The sequence below is a fragment of the Kitasatospora fiedleri genome (genome assembly GCF_948472415.1).
Lineage (GTDB): Bacteria > Actinomycetota > Actinomycetes > Streptomycetales > Streptomycetaceae > Kitasatospora > Kitasatospora fiedleri.
Genome location: NZ_OX419519.1, coordinates 3,284,230 through 3,298,991 on the forward strand (window position 1 = coordinate 3,284,230; position 14,762 = coordinate 3,298,991).

A 14,762-nucleotide genomic window follows, 5' to 3' on the forward strand; every position below is an offset into this window, starting at 1 on the left:
GCTGTAAGCTGACGGCATGACAGGACAAGTTCGCACCGTCGACGGTCGCGTCGCCGGGCGGCGCGGACAGGAGACGCGGCAGAAGCTGCTCGACTGCCTCCGCGAGATGCTCAGCACGTCGCCGTACCGGGACGTCAAGGTCATCGACGTCGCCCGTATGGCGGGTACCTCCCCCGCGACCTTCTACCAGTACTTCCCGGATGTCGAGGGCGCCGTCCTTGAGATCGCCGAGGAAATGGCCGAGGACAGCGGCGGGCTCAAAGAGCTCGTCGATGGAAAGTCCTGGGCGGGAAAGTCCGGCTTCACCACTTCCGAAGAACTGGTGGACGGATTCCTCGCCTTCTGGCGCAAGAATGACGCCATTCTCCGAGTGGTCACGCTCGGTGCTGCCGAAGGGGACAAGCGGTTCTTCAAGATCCGCATGAAGGTCCTCAACTCGGTGGCGGCCCCGCTCGCCGAAGCGGTGCGCAACAACCAGGGCAAGACCGACAAGTCGGTCGAACCGTCGGCGGTCGCCGGCGCCCTGGTGTCGTTGCTGGCCGCGGCGGCCGAGCACGGCAAGGCGTTCACTTCGTGGGGCGTGAAGGTCAAGGACCTCAAGCCCAACCTGGCGCTCCAGGTGTACCTGGGAGTCACCGGAAAGAAGCCGCCGAAGTAAGACTCCAGCCCACTGGCGCTCGGCCCCGGTTCCTGTCCGGGTGTGTCGGATGCGGCCGTGCCTCGGGGGAGGTTCGCCGACGTACCGCGGAGCGCCGTCCTGCAACGGACGCGAGGGGCGGCCGGGAGGATTTCCTCCCGGCCGCCCCTCCGTGCTGTCCGCACCGCCGGGCCCGGCACCGCCGCCCGGAGGCGGACGCACCGCTCAGGCGCGCCACTCAGGCGTCAGCGCGCCACTCAGGCGTCAGCGCACCGCTCAGGCGTCACCGCACCGCTCAGGGGCAGCGCACGACCTGCCCGGCGTAGGCCAGGCCGCCGCCGAAGCCGAACAGCAGCACCGGGTCGCCGGTGTGCAGCTCGCCGCGCTCGACCAGCTTGGAGAGGGCGAGCGGGATGGAGGCGGCGGAGGTGTTGCCGGAGTCGACCACGTCGCGGGCGACCACCGCGTCCTCGGCCAGGCCGAGCTTGCCGGCGATGGCGTCGATGATCCGCAGGTTGGCCTGGTGGGCGACGAAGCCGCGCAGCTCGGACGGCTCGATCCCGGCCTTCTCGCACGCCTTGCGGGCCAGCGGGGCGACCTGGGTGGTGGCCCAGCGGAAGACCGTCTGGCCCTGCTGGCTGATCACCGGCTTCCAGCCGCTGATCGCCACCGCCTCGCCCTTCTCCGGCTCGGAGCCCCAGACCACCGGGCCGACGCCGGCCCGCTCGTCCGGGACGGCCTCCAGCACCGCGGCGCCCGCGCCGTCGCCGAAGATCACGCAGGTGGTGCGGTCGGTCCAGTCGATGATGTCGGACATCCGCTCCACGCCGACCACCAGCGCCCGGGTCGCGGCACCGGCCCGGATCGCGTGGTCGGCGGTGGCCAGCGCGTACGAGAAGCCCGAGCAGGCGGTGTTCAGCTCGTACGCGGCGGGGGCCGGGATGCCCAGCCGGGCGGCGACGGCGGCGGCGGTGTTGGGGCTGCGCTCGACGGCGGTGCAGGTGGCGACGGCGACCAGGTCGATCCGGTCGGCCGTCACGCCCGCGTTGGCCAGCGCCTTCTCGGCGGCGCCCACCGCGAGGTCGACCAGGGTCTCGTCCTCCGCGATGTGCCGGGTGCGGATGCCGACCCGGGAGCGGATCCACTCGTCGTCGGTGTCGACCAGCGCCGAGAGATCGTCGTTGCTCAGGACCTTCGGCGGCTGGTGGTGGCCCAGCGCCATGATGCGGGAGGCGGTCATACAGCCACTCAACCGGGTTACCGGCGAGTCGGGAGGTGACGCCCTGACACAGGATCGGGTGCCGGAAGCTGTAGGTCCCTCACAACCGGCCCGCGGTCAGGCGGCCAGCGACTGGGCGTCACCCATCATGATCATCGGGTGCAGCGCCGGGTCCAGGGTCCTGATCAGCTCGACCATGTGGTCCTCGGTCAGCGAGACGCAGCCGTGGGTGGGGCCGCCGTGGTCGAGGTGCAGCCAGATGCCGCCGCCCTTGGCCGCGCCCTCCGGGTAGGTGGTGTCGAGCGGGGACTTGCCCTCCACCCGGTTGTAGTTGATCGCCACCACGTAGTCGAAGGAGCCGGCCAGCGGTTCGTTGTTGAAGCCGCGTCCGGCCATCACGAAGTTCTTGTTCTCGTCGTAGGGCAGCTTGGAGCCGGGGTCGGCCTTGCGGCCGCCGGCGTCGGTGAGCGAGAACAGGCCGATCGGGCTGCGCAGGTCGCCGGAGCGGTGGTCGGCGGTCCAGCCCTTGTAGGCGTTGTGGGCGGGCCAGGTCTGGCCGGCCTGCCAGCTGCCGTCGTCGCCGCGGGTCCACAGCGTGACGGTGTTGTCCGAGGAGTCCTTGCCCTGGCCGCTGGCGACCAGCAGCTGGCGGGTCTCGGCGGGGACCTTGGCCATCCAGTCGGCGCCGATGCCCGGGATGGCGGTGATCCGCTCCCGGTCGGAGCGGTCCGCGGCGGGGGCCTCGGTGTGCTGCCCGGCGTCGGCGGCCTGCATCGGGACGACCTCGGGCGCGTGGTCGGGGGCGGCGCTGGCGGTCTCGCTCTGGAAGCCCCGGCCCGGGCCGACGCTGAACCAGCCGGCCGCGAGGGCCAGCAGGGTCGCGGTGCCGACGGTGAGCTTGCGGACCCGGCGCTGCTTCGGTTTGCGGCGGCTGCGGCGGGCGGCGGCTCGGCCCTGGGGCTGCTCGGCCTCGTCCCGGCCGGACGGCGCGGCGGCCGGGCGGCGGTGCGAGGAGACGCGATGGGAACCGGACATGCGAACGATCCTCCCAGACCGCGGGGACGAGGTGGAACCCGGGCCGTGTGATGAGCCTGTGAGCATACGCGCCCAGGAAACGTTTCTTCGGCTTCCCGACTGCCCCGGTGGTGCGTCTTCACCCCGTGCGCCGCCCGGAAACGTCCCGCGCCCGGTGGCCGGAAACCGGTCACCGGGCGCGTGGTCCGAACGGGGGTCAGAGGCGCATCGCCTGCGGGGTCTCCCGGCGGGCCAGGTCCGGCCCGTCGTACTCGCGGATGACCTCGTAGCGGGTGTTGCGCTCGACCGGGCGGAAGCCGGCGTCCCGGATCAGCTGGAGCAGGTCGTCGCGGCCCAGTTTGTTGGGGGTGCCGAAGTTGTCCGCGTCGTGGGTGATCTTGTACTCGACCACCGAGCCGTCCATGTCGTCCGCGCCGTGGCTGAGCGCCAGCTGGGCGGTGGTGACGCCGTGCATCACCCAGAACACCTTGACGTGCGGGACGTTGTCGAACAGCAGGCGGGACACCGCGAAGGTCTTCAGCGCCTCGGCGCCGGTGGCCATCTCGGTGCGCGCCATCAGGCGGTTGCGGACCTTGCCGTCCTTGGAGTCGTGGAAGTCGTGCTGGTAGCGCAGCGGGATGAAGACCTGGAAGCCGCCGGTCTCGTCCTGCAGCTCGCGCAGCCGCAGCACGTGGTCGACCCGGTGGCGGGGCTCCTCGATGTGGCCGTAGAGCATGGTGGCCGGGGTCTTGAGGCCCTTCTCGTGCGCCAGGCGGTGGATGCGCGACCAGTCCTCCCAGTGGGTGTCATGGTCGACGATGTGCTGGCGGACCTCCCAGTCGAAGATCTCCGCGCCGCCGCCGGTCAGCGACTCCAGGCCGGCCTCGATCAGCTCGTCCAGGATCTCGCTCGCGCTCAGGCCGCTGATCCGCTCGAACCAGTGGATCTCGGTGGCGGTGAACGCCTTCAGCGAGACGTTCGGCAGCGCGGCCTTCAACTCCCGGAGCGAGCGCGGGTAGTAGCGCCACGGCAGCGTCGGGTGCAGGCCGTTGACGATGTGCAGCTCGGTCAGCGACTCCGACTCCATCGCCTTGGCGAGCCGGACGGCCTCCTCGATCCGCATCGTGTACGCGTCCTTCTCGCCCGGCTTGCGCTGGAACGAGCAGTACGCGCAGGAGGCGCTGCACACGTTGGTCATGTTCAGGTGGCGGTTGACGTTGAAGTGGACGACGTCGCCGTTCTTCCGCGTCCGCACGTGGTGCGCCAGGCCGCCCAGCCAGGCCAGGTCGTCGCTCGCGTAGAGCGCGATCCCGTCCTCGCGGGTCAGCCGCTCACCGGCGTAGACCTTCGCCTCCAGCTCGCGCTTGAGCCCTGCGTCCATGCGGTGCTCCGCCTCCTCTGGACTTCGATTCGTTGCCGGGACCGAGACTACGCCTAGGCGGCGAGCAGTTCGGCCAGCAGGGCGGGGTCGAGGTTGCCGCCGCTGACGACCGCGGCGAACACCCGTCCGCCCAGCTCACCGGCCCGGTGGAAGTAGGCAGCGGGGGCGACCGCGCCGGAGGGCTCGGCGACCAGCCGGCCGCGGCGGGCCAGCAGGGCGACGGTGGCGCGGATCTCGTCCTCGGAGACCGTGACGATGTCGTCCACGTAGGCGGTGAGGTGCTCGAACGGCAGGACGCCCACCGACGGGGTGCGCAGGCCGTCGGCGATGGTGCGGTAGGTGTCGGCGACCGGCCAGGCGGTGCGGACGCCCTCGCGCAGGCTCTGCCGGGCGTCCGCCGCCAGCTCCGGCTCCACGCCGACCACCCGGACGCCCGGGCAGGCCAGCTTGAGCGCGGCGGCCGTCCCGGAGATCAGCCCGCCGCCGGAGACCGGCACCAGCACGGTGTCCAGCTCGTCCGGGGCGTCCTCGGCGATCTCCAGGCCGACCGTGCCCTGGCCCGCGATGATGTACGGGTCGTCGTAGGGCGGCACCCAGACGTAGCCGTGCGCGGCGGCCAGTTCGGCCGGGACGGTGTCGCGCTCCTCGGCGGTCACGACCACCACCTCGGCGCCGAACGCGCGGGTGTTCTCGATCTTCACGGCGGGCGAGGTGTCGGGCATCACGATCACCGCCTTGACGCCGAGCCGCCGGGCCGCGTACGCCACCGCCTGGGCGTGGTTGCCGCTGGACTGGGCGACCACTCCCCTGGCCCGCTCCTCGGCGGTGAGCGCGGCCAGCCGGTTCATCGCCCCGCGGACCTTGAACGCCCCGGTCGGCTGGAGGCTCTCCGGCTTCAGCCAGAGCCGCCGCCCGCCGTCCGCCGCCCACGGGCAGGGCAGCAGCGGGGTGCGCACCGCCGTGCCGGCGATCCGGCGTTGGGCGGCGCGCAGGTCTTCCAGGTCGACCAGGGTCACGGCGGGGGCTCCTCGGCGGCTGACGGCGGGTGGGAGGAGCTTATTCGGCGAGGTGGAGCGGGAGTTCGCTGACCCGGTTCTCCCACTTGGTGGAGAGCACCACCGTGGTCCGGGTGCGCGCCACCCCCTTGGTGCCGGACAGCCGCTTGACCACCGACTCCAGGCCCTCCACGTCCGGCACCCGGACCTTGAGCATGTACGAGTCGTCGCCCGCGATGAACCAGCAGTCCTCGACCTCCGGGAGGTCCTTCAGCCGGTGCGAGACGTCGTCGTGGTCGGCCGCGTCGGTGAGCTGGAGGCCGATCAGGGCCGTCACCCCGTAGCCGAGCGTCGCCGGGTTGACCGTCGCCCGGTAGCCGGTGATCACGCCGGCCTGCTCCAGCCGGTTGATCCGGTCCGTCACGCTCGGACCGGACAGGCCCACCAGGCGGCCCAGCTCGGCGTACGAGGCGCGGCCGTTCTCCCGGAGTGCCTGGATGAGCTGTCTGTCCACAGAGTCCATTGCCTGCCGCGTCCTTCCGAACCTCACCAGAACCACAGATCATTATCCGGAATCCAAGGCGCTGCGCGCCGCTCAACCCGGGTATCCCAGAGAACATACTCTCCCGTCACGTGCCCGCTCACTCACCCCGGCGCGGCCGTGTTCCGGGGCGGTCCTCCGGGGTGCTCGCGGCCTCGCCCAGGGCGCCCGACCAGCGGCGGTACAGCGTGTGCGGGACGGCCACCGCGTCCAGCACCCGGCCGGCCACGAAGTCCACCAGCTCGCGGGCGGTCGAGCCCCCCGCGTAGAAGCCGGGGGACGCCGGGAGGACGACCGCGCCCTGCTCGTCCAGCGCCACCAGGTGGCGCAGCGTGCTGCCGGTCAGCGGGGTCTCGCGCAGGCAGAGCACCAGCGGGCGGCGCTCCTTGAGGGTGACGGACGCGGTGCGCTGGAGCAGGTCCTTGGACAGGCCCAGCGCGATGCCGGCCGCGGCGCCGGTGGTGGCCGGGACGACCAGCATGCCCTTCGCGGGGTACGAGCCGGAGGACGGGCCCGCAGCGAAGTCCCCGGCCGGCCAGTGGCGGACGTCGTGCAGCCGCGACTCGTCGGTGCCGAGCCAGGCGGCCAGGTCGGCGCGCCAGTGCGCGTCGCGGAAGGAGATGCCCGTCTCGTCCAGGATGGTCAGCCGCGCCGCCCGGCTGACGATCAGGTCGACGGGCTCCCCGGCGTCCAGCAGTGCGCGGATCACCGAGGCGGCGTAGGGGGTGCCGCTGGCGCCGGACACGCCGACGACCCAGGGCTTGCGGGTGGGGCTCATGGTTCCCATTGTGGGGCGCGCGGTCCGGGCGGCCGGGGCGCGCGGCGGTCCGGCGAGCCGCCGGTCGGCGGGTTTTCGGGTCAGAATGGCCGCATGGCAGCGGAGTTGGTGGACCTGACGCATCCGGTGGTGTCCGGGATGCCGGTGTACCCGGGGGACCCGGGCGTCGAGTTGCGGGCGGCGTTGACGGTGGCGGACGAGGGGGTGAACGTGCTGGCGGTGCACCTGGGGTCGCAGACCGGGACGCACGTGGACGCGCCGTACCACCTGGACGTGCGGTGGCCGACCCTGGACGGGCTGCCGCTGGAGCTGTTCACCGGGCCCGCGGTGGTGGTGGACCTGCGGGGGCTGTCGGCCCGGGCGGTGGTGACGGCGGAGCACCTCGCGCCGGCGCTCGCGGTCTCGGGGCCGGGGACGGTGTTGCTGCTGGCGACGGGGTGGCCGCGGTACTGGGGGACGGACCGGTACTTCGCGCACCCGTACCTGGCCCGGGAGGCGGCGGAGGCCATCGTCGCGGCGGGGGTCCGGACGGTCGGGATCGACGCGCTGTCGGTGGACCCGACGCCGGACCCGGGGCCGCTGGACCCGGAGATAGCGAGCCTGCTGGCCGAGTTGGCGGACGAGCACGACCCGGAGCCGGAGCAGGCGACGCTGGTGGCGCACCGGGTGCTGCTGGGGCCGGAGGGCGGCGGGGTGATCGCGGAGAACCTGACGGACCTGTCGGCGCTGCTGGCGGCGCAGGAGGCCGGCCGGCCGGTGGAGGTGTCGCTGTTCCCGCTGCGGCTGACGGCGGCGGACGGGGCGCCGGTGCGGGCGGTGGCCCGGATCGGGTGAGCGGGGCGCCAACGGACCACCCGCTTCCGGGACTTGGTCTAGACCATCCCGGGAGCGCCCCGCTAGGCTCCCGCCATGTCTGAGATCGTCGGTGTGGTCGAGCGCCTGTGGCGCTACCCCGTGAAGTCCACGGGCGGCGAACTGCTCGACTCCGTCGAGGTCGAGGAGCGCGGCCTGGTCGGCGACCGGCTGTACGCGGTGCGCGACGGGGCCGGGAAGTTCGGGTCGGGGAAGAACACCCGGCGCTTCCGGCGGATGGACGGCCTGCTGCGGCTGAGCGCCCGGCTGGGCTCGCGGATCGACGGCCCGGAGCTGTTCGACCCGCTGGGGATGGCGGTGCCGGACCCGGACGCCTTCCTGCGCGCCTACCTGGAGCAGGAGGACGTGGCGCTGGCCCGCGAGGACACGGTGTCGCACTTCGACGAGCTGCCGGTGAGCGTGCTGACCACCGCCACCCTGGACTGGGTCGCGCAGGCGGTGCCCTCGGCGGTGGTGGACGAGCGCCGGTTCCGGCCGAACGTGCTGCTGCGCACCCCGCCGGGGACGCCGCCGTTCAGCGAGGACAAGTGGTTCGGCCGGGAGGGCCGGGTGGAGGGCGGGGCGCGGCTGGCGTTCGTCCGGGCCAGCGTGCGGTGCGCGATGGTCGGGGCGGCGCAGCCCGGGCTGCCGCACGCGCCGGAGATCCTGAAGACCATCGCGCACGAGCGGGACACCGAGCTGGCCGCGCTGGCCACGGTGGCGCGGCCGGGCCCGCTGCGGATCGGGGACGTGCTCGCGCTGGTGTGACGGCCGGGGCGGGACCGGGGCCGGGGCCGGGACCGCGCGGGTGGCGGGCTCAGGACGGGTGGCGGGCGACCAGGCAGAACGGGTGGCCGGCCGGGTCGGTGCAGACCGTCCAGCGCTCGTGCCGGTCCTTGGCCTCGGCGCCGAGGGCGACCGCCCCGGCCTCGGCGGCGGCGAGGTCGTCGACCTCGATGTCGAGGTGCAGCTGCTGCGGGTGGGCGGGGTCGGGCCAGATCGGCGGGCGGTAGTCCTCGACCCGCTGGAAGGCGAGCACCCGGCCGTCGGGCAGGTGCACGGTGGACCAGTCCTCGTCCAGCGACCAGCGCGGGTCGGGCCGGTCGGCCTCGCCGCCGAGCAGGGCGGCGTAGAACTGGGCCAGGCCCGCCGGGTAGTGGCAGTCCAGCACCACGCACTGCAGTGTGCCGATCATCGTGTTCCCCGTTCCGCTCGTGGTGGCCCCCGCGTCCCAGCATGGCGCACCGCCGCGGCGGGTGGCGGTTCATCCGGCGGGGGCGGCGTCCGCGCGGGCGGGGGCGGTGCCCACGGGCCGTCAGGTGGCGCGCCGGTGCGGCGACGGAAACCGGCGCGCTGCCGCACGAGGACGTACCGGCAAGGGAGTTCGGGGCGGCGCGGACCCGCCGCTCCCCGGGCCCCTGTTCTCCGTCCTCCGTCCTCTTCCTCCGTCCTCCGCTCCGTCCGGCTCAGAGGCCGAGATCGCCGCCGGGGAGGTAGCGGGTGGGGACGTCGGAGAGGGTGGGGCGGAGCAGGGGGTCGAGCGTCGCGGGGGCGGGCGGGGTGCCGAAGGGCGCGGCGACCACGGGAGGTGCGGCGTCCGCGGGTGGGGGACGCGCGTGCCCACTGCCCCGGGGACGGGGCTCGGGGCTCGGGGCTCGGCCGGCGGATGTGGCCGGACGCACGGCAGGGGCGCGCGGAGTGCCTCCGCGCGCCCCTGCCGGTACGGCCGTCAGACCGTCAGGCCGCGGCTGACCAGGTCGATCAGCGCGAAGACGAACAGCGAGATGCCCACGAAGCCGTTGGTGGAGAAGAACGCCCGGTTCAGCCGGGACAGGTCGTGCGGCTTGACGATGGTGTGCTCGTAGACGAACGCGCCGGCCACCACCGCGAGTCCGCACCAGAAGAACGCGCCCGCGTCGGTCAGCACCGCGTACCAGGCCAGCAGGGCGGTGGTGAGGGCGTGGCAGACCCGGGCGCCGGTGATCGCGGCGGGGACGCCGAACCGGGCCGGGACGGAGCGGACGCCCGTGCCGCGGTCGGCCGCGACGTCCTGGCAGGCGTAGATCAGGTCGAAGCCGCCGATCCAGATGCCGACCGCGAGGCCGAGCACCGCCGCCTCCCAGGACCAGCTGCCGGTGACGGCCAGCCAGGCGCCGATCGGGCCCATCGCCTGGGCCAGGCCCAGGATCGCCTGCGGGAAGTCGGTGAACCGCTTGCCGTACGGGTAGACCACCATCGGGACGACGGCGACCGGCGCCAGCAGCAGGCAGAGCGGGTTGAGCAGCGCCGCCGAGCCGAGGAAGACCACCAGGGCGATCGCCGAGCCGAGGTACGCGGTGCGCAGCGAGACCGCGCCGGTGACGAGTTCGCGGTTGGCGGTGCGCGGGTTCCGGGCGTCGATCTCGCGGTCGATGATCCGGTTGGCGGCCATCGCGAAGGTGCGCAGGCCGACCATGCAGACGGTGACCAGCAGCAGTTCGCCCCAGTGCACCGACTTGTCGGCGAGGAACATCGCGGTCAGCGCGGCGGTGTAGGCGAAGGGCAGCGCGAAGACCGAGTGCTCGATGGCGACCAGGCGCAGGAAGGCCCTGGTCCGGCTCGGCGGGGCCTCGAAGACGTCGGCGGTGGTCACAGTGCGTACTCCGGCTGACCCCCGCGGGCACGGGGAAGGGCTTCCTGCGTCTCGGTCACGTCCGGCAGGCTATCGGTTCTCACAGCCCGTACTCCTTCCAGCGGCGGGTGACCCGGGCGGCGGTCTCCGGGTCGGAGGCGACCATCTCGGGCCAGCCGCCGTCGCGGGTGTAGCCCTCCTCGGGGAGCTTGCGGGTGGCGTCGATGCCCGCCTTGCCGCCCCAGAACTGCTGGTAGGAGGCGTGGTCGAGGTGGTCGACCGGGCCCTCGACGACCGAGAGGTCCCGGCTGTAGTCGACGTTGCCCAGGGCCCGCCAGGCGACCTCCTGGTAGTCGTGGACGTCGCAGTCGGCGTCCACCACGACGATCAGCTTGGTGAGCGACATCATGTGGGCGCCCCAGATGGCGTGCATGACCTTCTGCGCGTGCTTCGGGTACTTCTTGTCGATCGAGACGATCACGCAGTTGTGGAAACCGCCGGCCTCGGGCAGGTCGTAGTCGACGATGTCCGGGATGATCACCTTGAGCAGCGGCAGGAAGAAGCGCTCGGTGAACTTGCCGAGCGGCCCGTCCTCGGTGGGCGGCCGGCCGACCACGATGGACTGGAGGACCGGGCGGCGGCGCATCGTCACACAGTCGACGGTCAGCGCCGGGAACGGCTCCTGCGGGGTGTAGAAGCCGGTGTGGTCGCCGAACGGGCCCTCGGGGAGCAGCTCGCCGGGCTCCAGCCAGCCCTCCAGCACCACCTCGGCGTCGGCCGGGACCTGGAGCGGGACGGTCTTGCAGTCGACCATCCGGACCCGCTCCCCCGCGACGAACCCGGCGAACAGGTACTCGTCGATGTCGCCGGGCAGCGGCGCGGTGGCGGCGTAGGTGACGGCGGGCGGGCAGCCGAAGGCGATCGCCACCGGCAGCTTCTCGCCGCGCCGGGCGGCCACCGCGGCGTGGTTGCGGCTGTCCTTGTGGATCTGCCAGTGCATGCCGATGGTGCGCCGGTCGTGCCGCTGGAGCCGGTACAGGCCGAGGTTGCGGACGCCGGAGTCCGGGTCCTTGGTGTGGGTGAGGCCGAGGTTGAAGAAGGAGCCGCCGTCCAGCGGCCAGGTGAACAGCGCGGGCAGCGCCTCCAGATCGACGTCCTCGCCGGTGAGCACCACCTCGTGGACGGGCGCGTCGGCGGACTTCACGTTCCGCGGCGGGACGTGCGCCATCGAGGCGAGCTTGCCGAACGCCTCCCGGAAGCCGGTGAAGCCCTGCGGCAGCTCGGGCTTGAGCAGGCCGCCGATCTTCTCGGCGATGTCGTCGGGCGACTTCAGGCCGAGCGCCTTGGACAGCCGCCGCTCGGTGCCGAAGACGTTCATGGCCAGCGGCATCGCCGAGCCCTTGACGTTCTCGAAGAGCAGCGCGGGGCCCTTGGCCTTCTGCACCCGGTCGACGATCTCGCCGACCTCCAGGTGCGGGTCGACCTCGACCTTGATCCGTTTCAGGTCGCCTTCCCGCTCCAGCGCCCGGAGGAAGGAACGGAGATCGTCGTATGCCATACCTGTCAGTATCCGGTACGGGCTACCCTGGGCCCGCCGAGGGTCCTGTCCGAACCTGCTCCGGAGTTCTGCGCTGTGCTGAGAGTCGTGCCCGTGGTCGCGCTGCTGGCCCTGTGGGTCTGGGCGTTCATCGACTGCCTGACCACCCCCGAGGACGAGGTCCGCCACCTGCCGAAGGTGGTGTGGGTGATCGTCGTGCTGCTCTTCCCGCTGGTCGGCTCGATCGCCTGGCTGGTGGCCGGCCGCGACCGCGCCCGCCGCCGGGCGTCCTGGCCGTCCGGCCCGGCCGCCGGGTCCCCCTCGTACGGGGGCGCCGGGCGTCCGCTCGCCCCGGACGACGACCCGGAGTTCCTGGCCTCGCTGAAGCGCGGCAACGAGCGGCACGAGGACATGCTCAAGCAGTGGGAGGCGGACCTGCGCCGCCGCGAGGAGGAGCTGCGCCGGGGCGAGGACCGCCCCGAGGACGGCGACCGCCCCCGGCCCTGAACCCGTCTTTTGGCGCATCCCTACCATCCGGACTTGATCCGGAGCCCGAGCACCCGGCCGCCGGCCCCCGTGCGCCCCTGTCGGCGCGCGGCGGACCGGCGGCCTTCGTGCGGCCCCGATCTCGCCGCTGACCTGCCGGTTCGACCCTCCGGCCACCCCCGTCCCCGGACCGGCCCCGGTACCCGTCCCGGACGGTCCGGCGGGAGGCCCGTGCGCCCCCTTCTGTCGGGCCTGTACAGCGATCGGCTCCCGACCTTGTACGGATTCGACGCCGAAAGCCGGGCGCACTGACTCGTACTGTCGTAGCAGTAGAGGTGTTCGCTGCCCCACGCGAGCTTGGAGTGGTTCGAAATGACGGTCCTGCACGATGCGCCGGTCGGCGGCGAGGCCACGGCCGACGCCCGTAGTCGGGTCGCCGAACTGCACGAGCTGCGCGAGCAGGTCCGCCGCGGCCCGAGCGAGAAGGCCACCGAGGCCCAGCACGCCAAGGGCAAGCTGACCGCCCGCGAGCGGATCGAGCTGCTGCTGGACGAGGGCTCCTTCCGCGAGGTGGAGCCGCTGCGCCGGCACCGCGCCCAGGGCTTCGGCCTGGAGGCCCGCAAGCCGCACACCGACGGCGTGATCGTCGGCTGGGGCACCGTCCACGGCCGCACCGTCTTCACCTACGCCCACGACTTCCGGATCTTCGGCGGCGCGCTCGGCGAGGCCCACGCGCAGAAGATCCACAAGATCATGGACATGGCCATCGCGGCCGGCGCCCCGCTGGTCTCGCTCAACGACGGCGCCGGCGCCCGCATCCAGGAGGGCGTCACCGCGCTGGCCGGCTACGGCGGCATCTTCCAGCGCAACACCCGCGCCTCCGGCGTGATCCCGCAGATCTCGGTGATGCTCGGCCCGTGCGCCGGCGGCGCGGCCTACAGCCCGGCGCTGACCGACTTCGTGTTCATGGTCCGCGAGACCTCGCAGATGTTCATCACCGGCCCGGACGTGGTCCAGGCCGTCACCGGCGAGAAGATCACCCAGAACGGCCTCGGCGGCGCCGACGTCCACTCCTCGGTCTCCGGCGTCTCGCACTTCGTCTACGACGACGAGCAGTCCTGCATCGAGGAGGTCCGCTACCTCCTGTCGCTGCTGCCGCAGAACAACCGCGAGATGCCGCCGTCGGTCGCCAACGACGACCCGGTCGAGCGCCGCAACGACTCGCTGCTCGACCTCGTCCCCGCCGACGGCAACCGCCCGTACGACATGCGCAAGGTCATCGAGGAGATCGTCGACCACGGCGAGTACCTGGAGGTCCACGAGCGCTGGGCCACCAACGTGATCTGCGCGCTGGCCCGCGTCGACGGCCACGTGGTCGGCATCATCGCCAACCAGCCGCAGTCGCTGGCCGGCGTCCTGGACATCAACGCCTCCGAGAAGTCCGCGCGCTTCGTCCAGATGTGCGACGCGTTCAACATCCCGCTGGTCACCATGCTCGACGTGCCCGGCTTCCTGCCCGGCGTCGACCAGGAGCACGACGGCATCATCCGGCACGGCGCCAAGCTGCTGTACGCCTACTGCAACGCCACCGTCCCGCGCATCCAGCTGATCCTGCGCAAGGCCTACGGCGGCGCGTACATCGTGATGGACTCCCGCTCCATCGGCGCCGACCTCTCCTTCGCCTGGCCCACCAACGAGATCGCCGTGATGGGCGCCGAGGGCGCCGCCAACGTCATCTTCCGCCGCGACATCAACGGGGCCGAGGACCCGGAGGCGATGCGCGCGCAGAAGATCAAGGAATACAAGAGCGAACTGATGCACCCGTACTACGCGGCCGAGCGCGGCCTCGTCGACGACGTCATCGACCCGGCCGAGACCCGCGCCGTGCTCGCCTCCTCGCTCGCCATGCTCCGCACCAAGCACGCCGACCTGCCCAGCCGCAAGCACGGCAACCCGCCGATGTAACGGGCGGTCAAGCGCGCCGAAACCTTTCAGAATCAAGCTTGGGGGAGAACAGGAACCATGAGCGAACCTCTCGTCCGCATCGTCCGCGGCTCGCTGAACGCCGAGGAACTGGCCGCGCTGACCGCGGTCCTGGCCGCCCGGGCCGCGGTGGCCGCCGCCACCGCCGCCGCCCCGGCCGTCGAGCCGATCGCCACCTGGTCGCGCGTCGAGCGCCGCCCGGCCTACTTCTCCCCGGTCAGCTGGCAGCAGGCCGCCTGAGGCACCACGAGGGGCCCGGAGGACCGGCGGGACGCACCCGCCCGGTCCGCCGGGCCCCTCGTCGTCGCTACGCGGCCACCAGCGCGGGCGGGCGGCCGGCGTGCATGGTGGTCAGGTTGGCCGCCAGCCGCTGCGGGTCCTGGGCGAGCCAGAGTCGGACGGCGGCCCCCAGCATGACGCAGGAGGAGCCGAGCCGGACGCCGGTGGACTGGGCGATCCGGGCGGCGGCGATGGTGAGCAGGTCGGCCAGCTCGGTGGGGAGCCAGACGGTGAGCGCGCAGGGCGCCGGGGTGGTGGTGGCGGCGACCAGCCGGTAGGCGTCCGCCGCGCAGTGCAGCGTGGGCAGGACGTCCAGCAGCCCGTCGGCGACGACTTCGGAGACGTCGCTGTGATGGCCCTGGGCGAGCCGTCGCAGCAGCGTGCGTTCCGCTGCGGTGATTCGGACGGTCATGATGACCTCGTCGCACTCCATGGTGCGGCCCTCCTCG

16 protein-coding genes are annotated in these 14,762 nt (G+C 72.7%); 6 read left to right on the top strand and 10 right to left on the bottom strand.

Going from position 1 to position 14,762, the window contains the following annotated elements:
* Window positions 1–16: 16 nt before the first annotated feature.
* A complete protein-coding gene (locus tag QMQ26_RS15125) occupies window positions 17–658 on the top strand; it encodes a TetR family transcriptional regulator (protein ID WP_100837756.1) in 642 nt (213 codons plus the stop codon).
* A 274-nt stretch (window positions 659–932) separates the two neighbouring features.
* On the opposite strand, the gene QMQ26_RS15130 is transcribed toward QMQ26_RS15125, so the two are convergent.
* From QMQ26_RS15130 to QMQ26_RS15155, 6 genes are all read right to left on the bottom strand, one after another.
* Window positions 933–1,877, bottom strand: a complete 945-nt coding sequence (locus tag QMQ26_RS15130) for a beta-ketoacyl-ACP synthase III (RefSeq protein ID WP_100837755.1) — start codon at window positions 1,875–1,877, stop codon at window positions 933–935.
* Window positions 1,878–1,973: 96 nt separating this feature from the next.
* Complete coding sequence (locus tag QMQ26_RS15135) at window positions 1,974–2,891, bottom strand: L,D-transpeptidase family protein (RefSeq protein ID WP_282206007.1); 918 nt, start codon at window positions 2,889–2,891, stop codon at window positions 1,974–1,976.
* A gap of 196 nt (window positions 2,892–3,087) precedes the next feature.
* On the bottom strand, window positions 3,088–4,251 hold the full coding sequence (mqnE, locus tag QMQ26_RS15140; protein ID WP_282206008.1) for an aminofutalosine synthase MqnE: 1,164 nt from the start codon (window positions 4,249–4,251) through the stop codon (window positions 3,088–3,090).
* A 53-nt stretch (window positions 4,252–4,304) separates the two neighbouring features.
* Window positions 4,305–5,267, bottom strand: coding sequence for a threonine ammonia-lyase (locus QMQ26_RS15145; protein WP_282206009.1), 963 nt, complete (start codon window positions 5,265–5,267; stop codon window positions 4,305–4,307).
* A 40-nt stretch (window positions 5,268–5,307) separates the two neighbouring features.
* On the bottom strand, window positions 5,308–5,769 hold the full coding sequence (locus QMQ26_RS15150) for an Lrp/AsnC family transcriptional regulator (protein ID WP_030462120.1): 462 nt from the start codon (window positions 5,767–5,769) through the stop codon (window positions 5,308–5,310).
* Window positions 5,770–5,887: 118 nt separating this feature from the next.
* A complete protein-coding gene (locus QMQ26_RS15155) occupies window positions 5,888–6,565 on the bottom strand; it encodes a UbiX family flavin prenyltransferase (RefSeq protein ID WP_282206010.1) in 678 nt (225 codons plus the stop codon).
* Between the two features lie 93 nt (window positions 6,566–6,658).
* Between QMQ26_RS15155 and QMQ26_RS15160 the strand changes: the two genes are divergently transcribed.
* Both QMQ26_RS15160 and QMQ26_RS15165 read left to right on the top strand, forming a co-directional pair.
* A complete protein-coding gene (locus tag QMQ26_RS15160) occupies window positions 6,659–7,399 on the top strand; it encodes a cyclase family protein (RefSeq protein WP_100837750.1) in 741 nt (246 codons plus the stop codon).
* Between the two features lie 75 nt (window positions 7,400–7,474).
* A complete protein-coding gene (locus QMQ26_RS15165; RefSeq protein WP_282206011.1) occupies window positions 7,475–8,185 on the top strand; it encodes an MOSC domain-containing protein in 711 nt (236 codons plus the stop codon).
* 49 nt (window positions 8,186–8,234) lie between these two features.
* Here the strand turns inward: QMQ26_RS15165 and QMQ26_RS15170 are convergent, their stop codons facing one another.
* The 3 genes from QMQ26_RS15170 to QMQ26_RS15180 all read right to left on the bottom strand — a co-directional run bounded on the left by QMQ26_RS15170 (window position 8,235) and on the right by QMQ26_RS15180 (window position 11,586).
* Window positions 8,235–8,612 carry a VOC family protein gene (locus QMQ26_RS15170; protein ID WP_100837748.1) on the bottom strand — a complete coding sequence of 126 codons (378 nt, stop codon included), beginning with the start codon at window positions 8,610–8,612 and terminating at the stop codon, window positions 8,235–8,237.
* Between the two features lie 534 nt (window positions 8,613–9,146).
* A complete protein-coding gene (gene mqnP / locus QMQ26_RS15175) occupies window positions 9,147–10,049 on the bottom strand; it encodes a menaquinone biosynthesis prenyltransferase MqnP (protein WP_100837747.1) in 903 nt (300 codons plus the stop codon).
* Between the two features lie 79 nt (window positions 10,050–10,128).
* The gene (locus tag QMQ26_RS15180; RefSeq protein WP_282206012.1) at window positions 10,129–11,586 is read right to left on the bottom strand and encodes a menaquinone biosynthesis decarboxylase; all 1,458 of its coding nucleotides are present in this window, start codon (window positions 11,584–11,586) and stop codon (window positions 10,129–10,131) included.
* A gap of 75 nt (window positions 11,587–11,661) precedes the next feature.
* Between QMQ26_RS15180 and QMQ26_RS15185 the strand changes: the two genes are divergently transcribed.
* From QMQ26_RS15185 to QMQ26_RS15195, 3 genes are all read left to right on the top strand, one after another.
* Complete coding sequence (locus QMQ26_RS15185) at window positions 11,662–12,072, top strand: PLD nuclease N-terminal domain-containing protein (protein ID WP_100837745.1); 411 nt, start codon at window positions 11,662–11,664, stop codon at window positions 12,070–12,072.
* Between the two features lie 351 nt (window positions 12,073–12,423).
* Window positions 12,424–14,016, top strand: a complete 1,593-nt coding sequence (locus QMQ26_RS15190) for an acyl-CoA carboxylase subunit beta (protein WP_100837744.1) — start codon at window positions 12,424–12,426, stop codon at window positions 14,014–14,016.
* Window positions 14,017–14,073: 57 nt separating this feature from the next.
* A complete protein-coding gene (locus QMQ26_RS15195) occupies window positions 14,074–14,274 on the top strand; it encodes an acyl-CoA carboxylase epsilon subunit (protein WP_100837743.1) in 201 nt (66 codons plus the stop codon).
* A gap of 67 nt (window positions 14,275–14,341) precedes the next feature.
* Here the strand turns inward: QMQ26_RS15195 and QMQ26_RS15200 are convergent, their stop codons facing one another.
* Window positions 14,342–14,746, bottom strand: coding sequence for a hypothetical protein (locus tag QMQ26_RS15200; protein ID WP_100837742.1), 405 nt, complete (start codon window positions 14,744–14,746; stop codon window positions 14,342–14,344).
* Window positions 14,747–14,762: the final 16 nt, after the last annotated feature.

Excerpts from the sequence above, each read along its gene's own strand:
- QMQ26_RS15165 (WP_282206011.1), top strand. The coding sequence starts at position 7,475 with ATGTCTGAGATCGTCGGTGTGGTCGAGCGCCTGTGGCGCTACCCCGTG.
- mqnE (WP_282206008.1), bottom strand. The coding sequence starts at position 4,251 with ATGGACGCAGGGCTCAAGCGCGAGCTGGAGGCGAAGGTCTACGCCGGT.
- QMQ26_RS15130 (WP_100837755.1), bottom strand. The coding sequence starts at position 1,877 with ATGACCGCCTCCCGCATCATGGCGCTGGGCCACCACCAGCCGCCGAAG.
- QMQ26_RS15135 (WP_282206007.1), bottom strand. The coding sequence starts at position 2,891 with ATGTCCGGTTCCCATCGCGTCTCCTCGCACCGCCGCCCGGCCGCCGCG.
- QMQ26_RS15180 (WP_282206012.1), bottom strand. The coding sequence starts at position 11,586 with ATGGCATACGACGATCTCCGTTCCTTCCTCCGGGCGCTGGAGCGGGAA.
- QMQ26_RS15200 (WP_100837742.1), bottom strand. The coding sequence starts at position 14,746 with ATGGAGTGCGACGAGGTCATCATGACCGTCCGAATCACCGCAGCGGAA.
- QMQ26_RS15155 (WP_282206010.1), bottom strand. The coding sequence starts at position 6,565 with ATGAGCCCCACCCGCAAGCCCTGGGTCGTCGGCGTGTCCGGCGCCAGC.
- QMQ26_RS15150 (WP_030462120.1), bottom strand. The coding sequence starts at position 5,769 with ATGGACTCTGTGGACAGACAGCTCATCCAGGCACTCCGGGAGAACGGC.
- QMQ26_RS15125 (WP_100837756.1), top strand. The coding sequence starts at position 17 with ATGACAGGACAAGTTCGCACCGTCGACGGTCGCGTCGCCGGGCGGCGC.
- QMQ26_RS15160 (WP_100837750.1), top strand. The coding sequence starts at position 6,659 with ATGGCAGCGGAGTTGGTGGACCTGACGCATCCGGTGGTGTCCGGGATG.
- QMQ26_RS15190 (WP_100837744.1), top strand. The coding sequence starts at position 12,424 with ATGACGGTCCTGCACGATGCGCCGGTCGGCGGCGAGGCCACGGCCGAC.
- QMQ26_RS15170 (WP_100837748.1), bottom strand. The coding sequence starts at position 8,612 with ATGATCGGCACACTGCAGTGCGTGGTGCTGGACTGCCACTACCCGGCG.
- QMQ26_RS15195 (WP_100837743.1), top strand. The coding sequence starts at position 14,074 with ATGAGCGAACCTCTCGTCCGCATCGTCCGCGGCTCGCTGAACGCCGAG.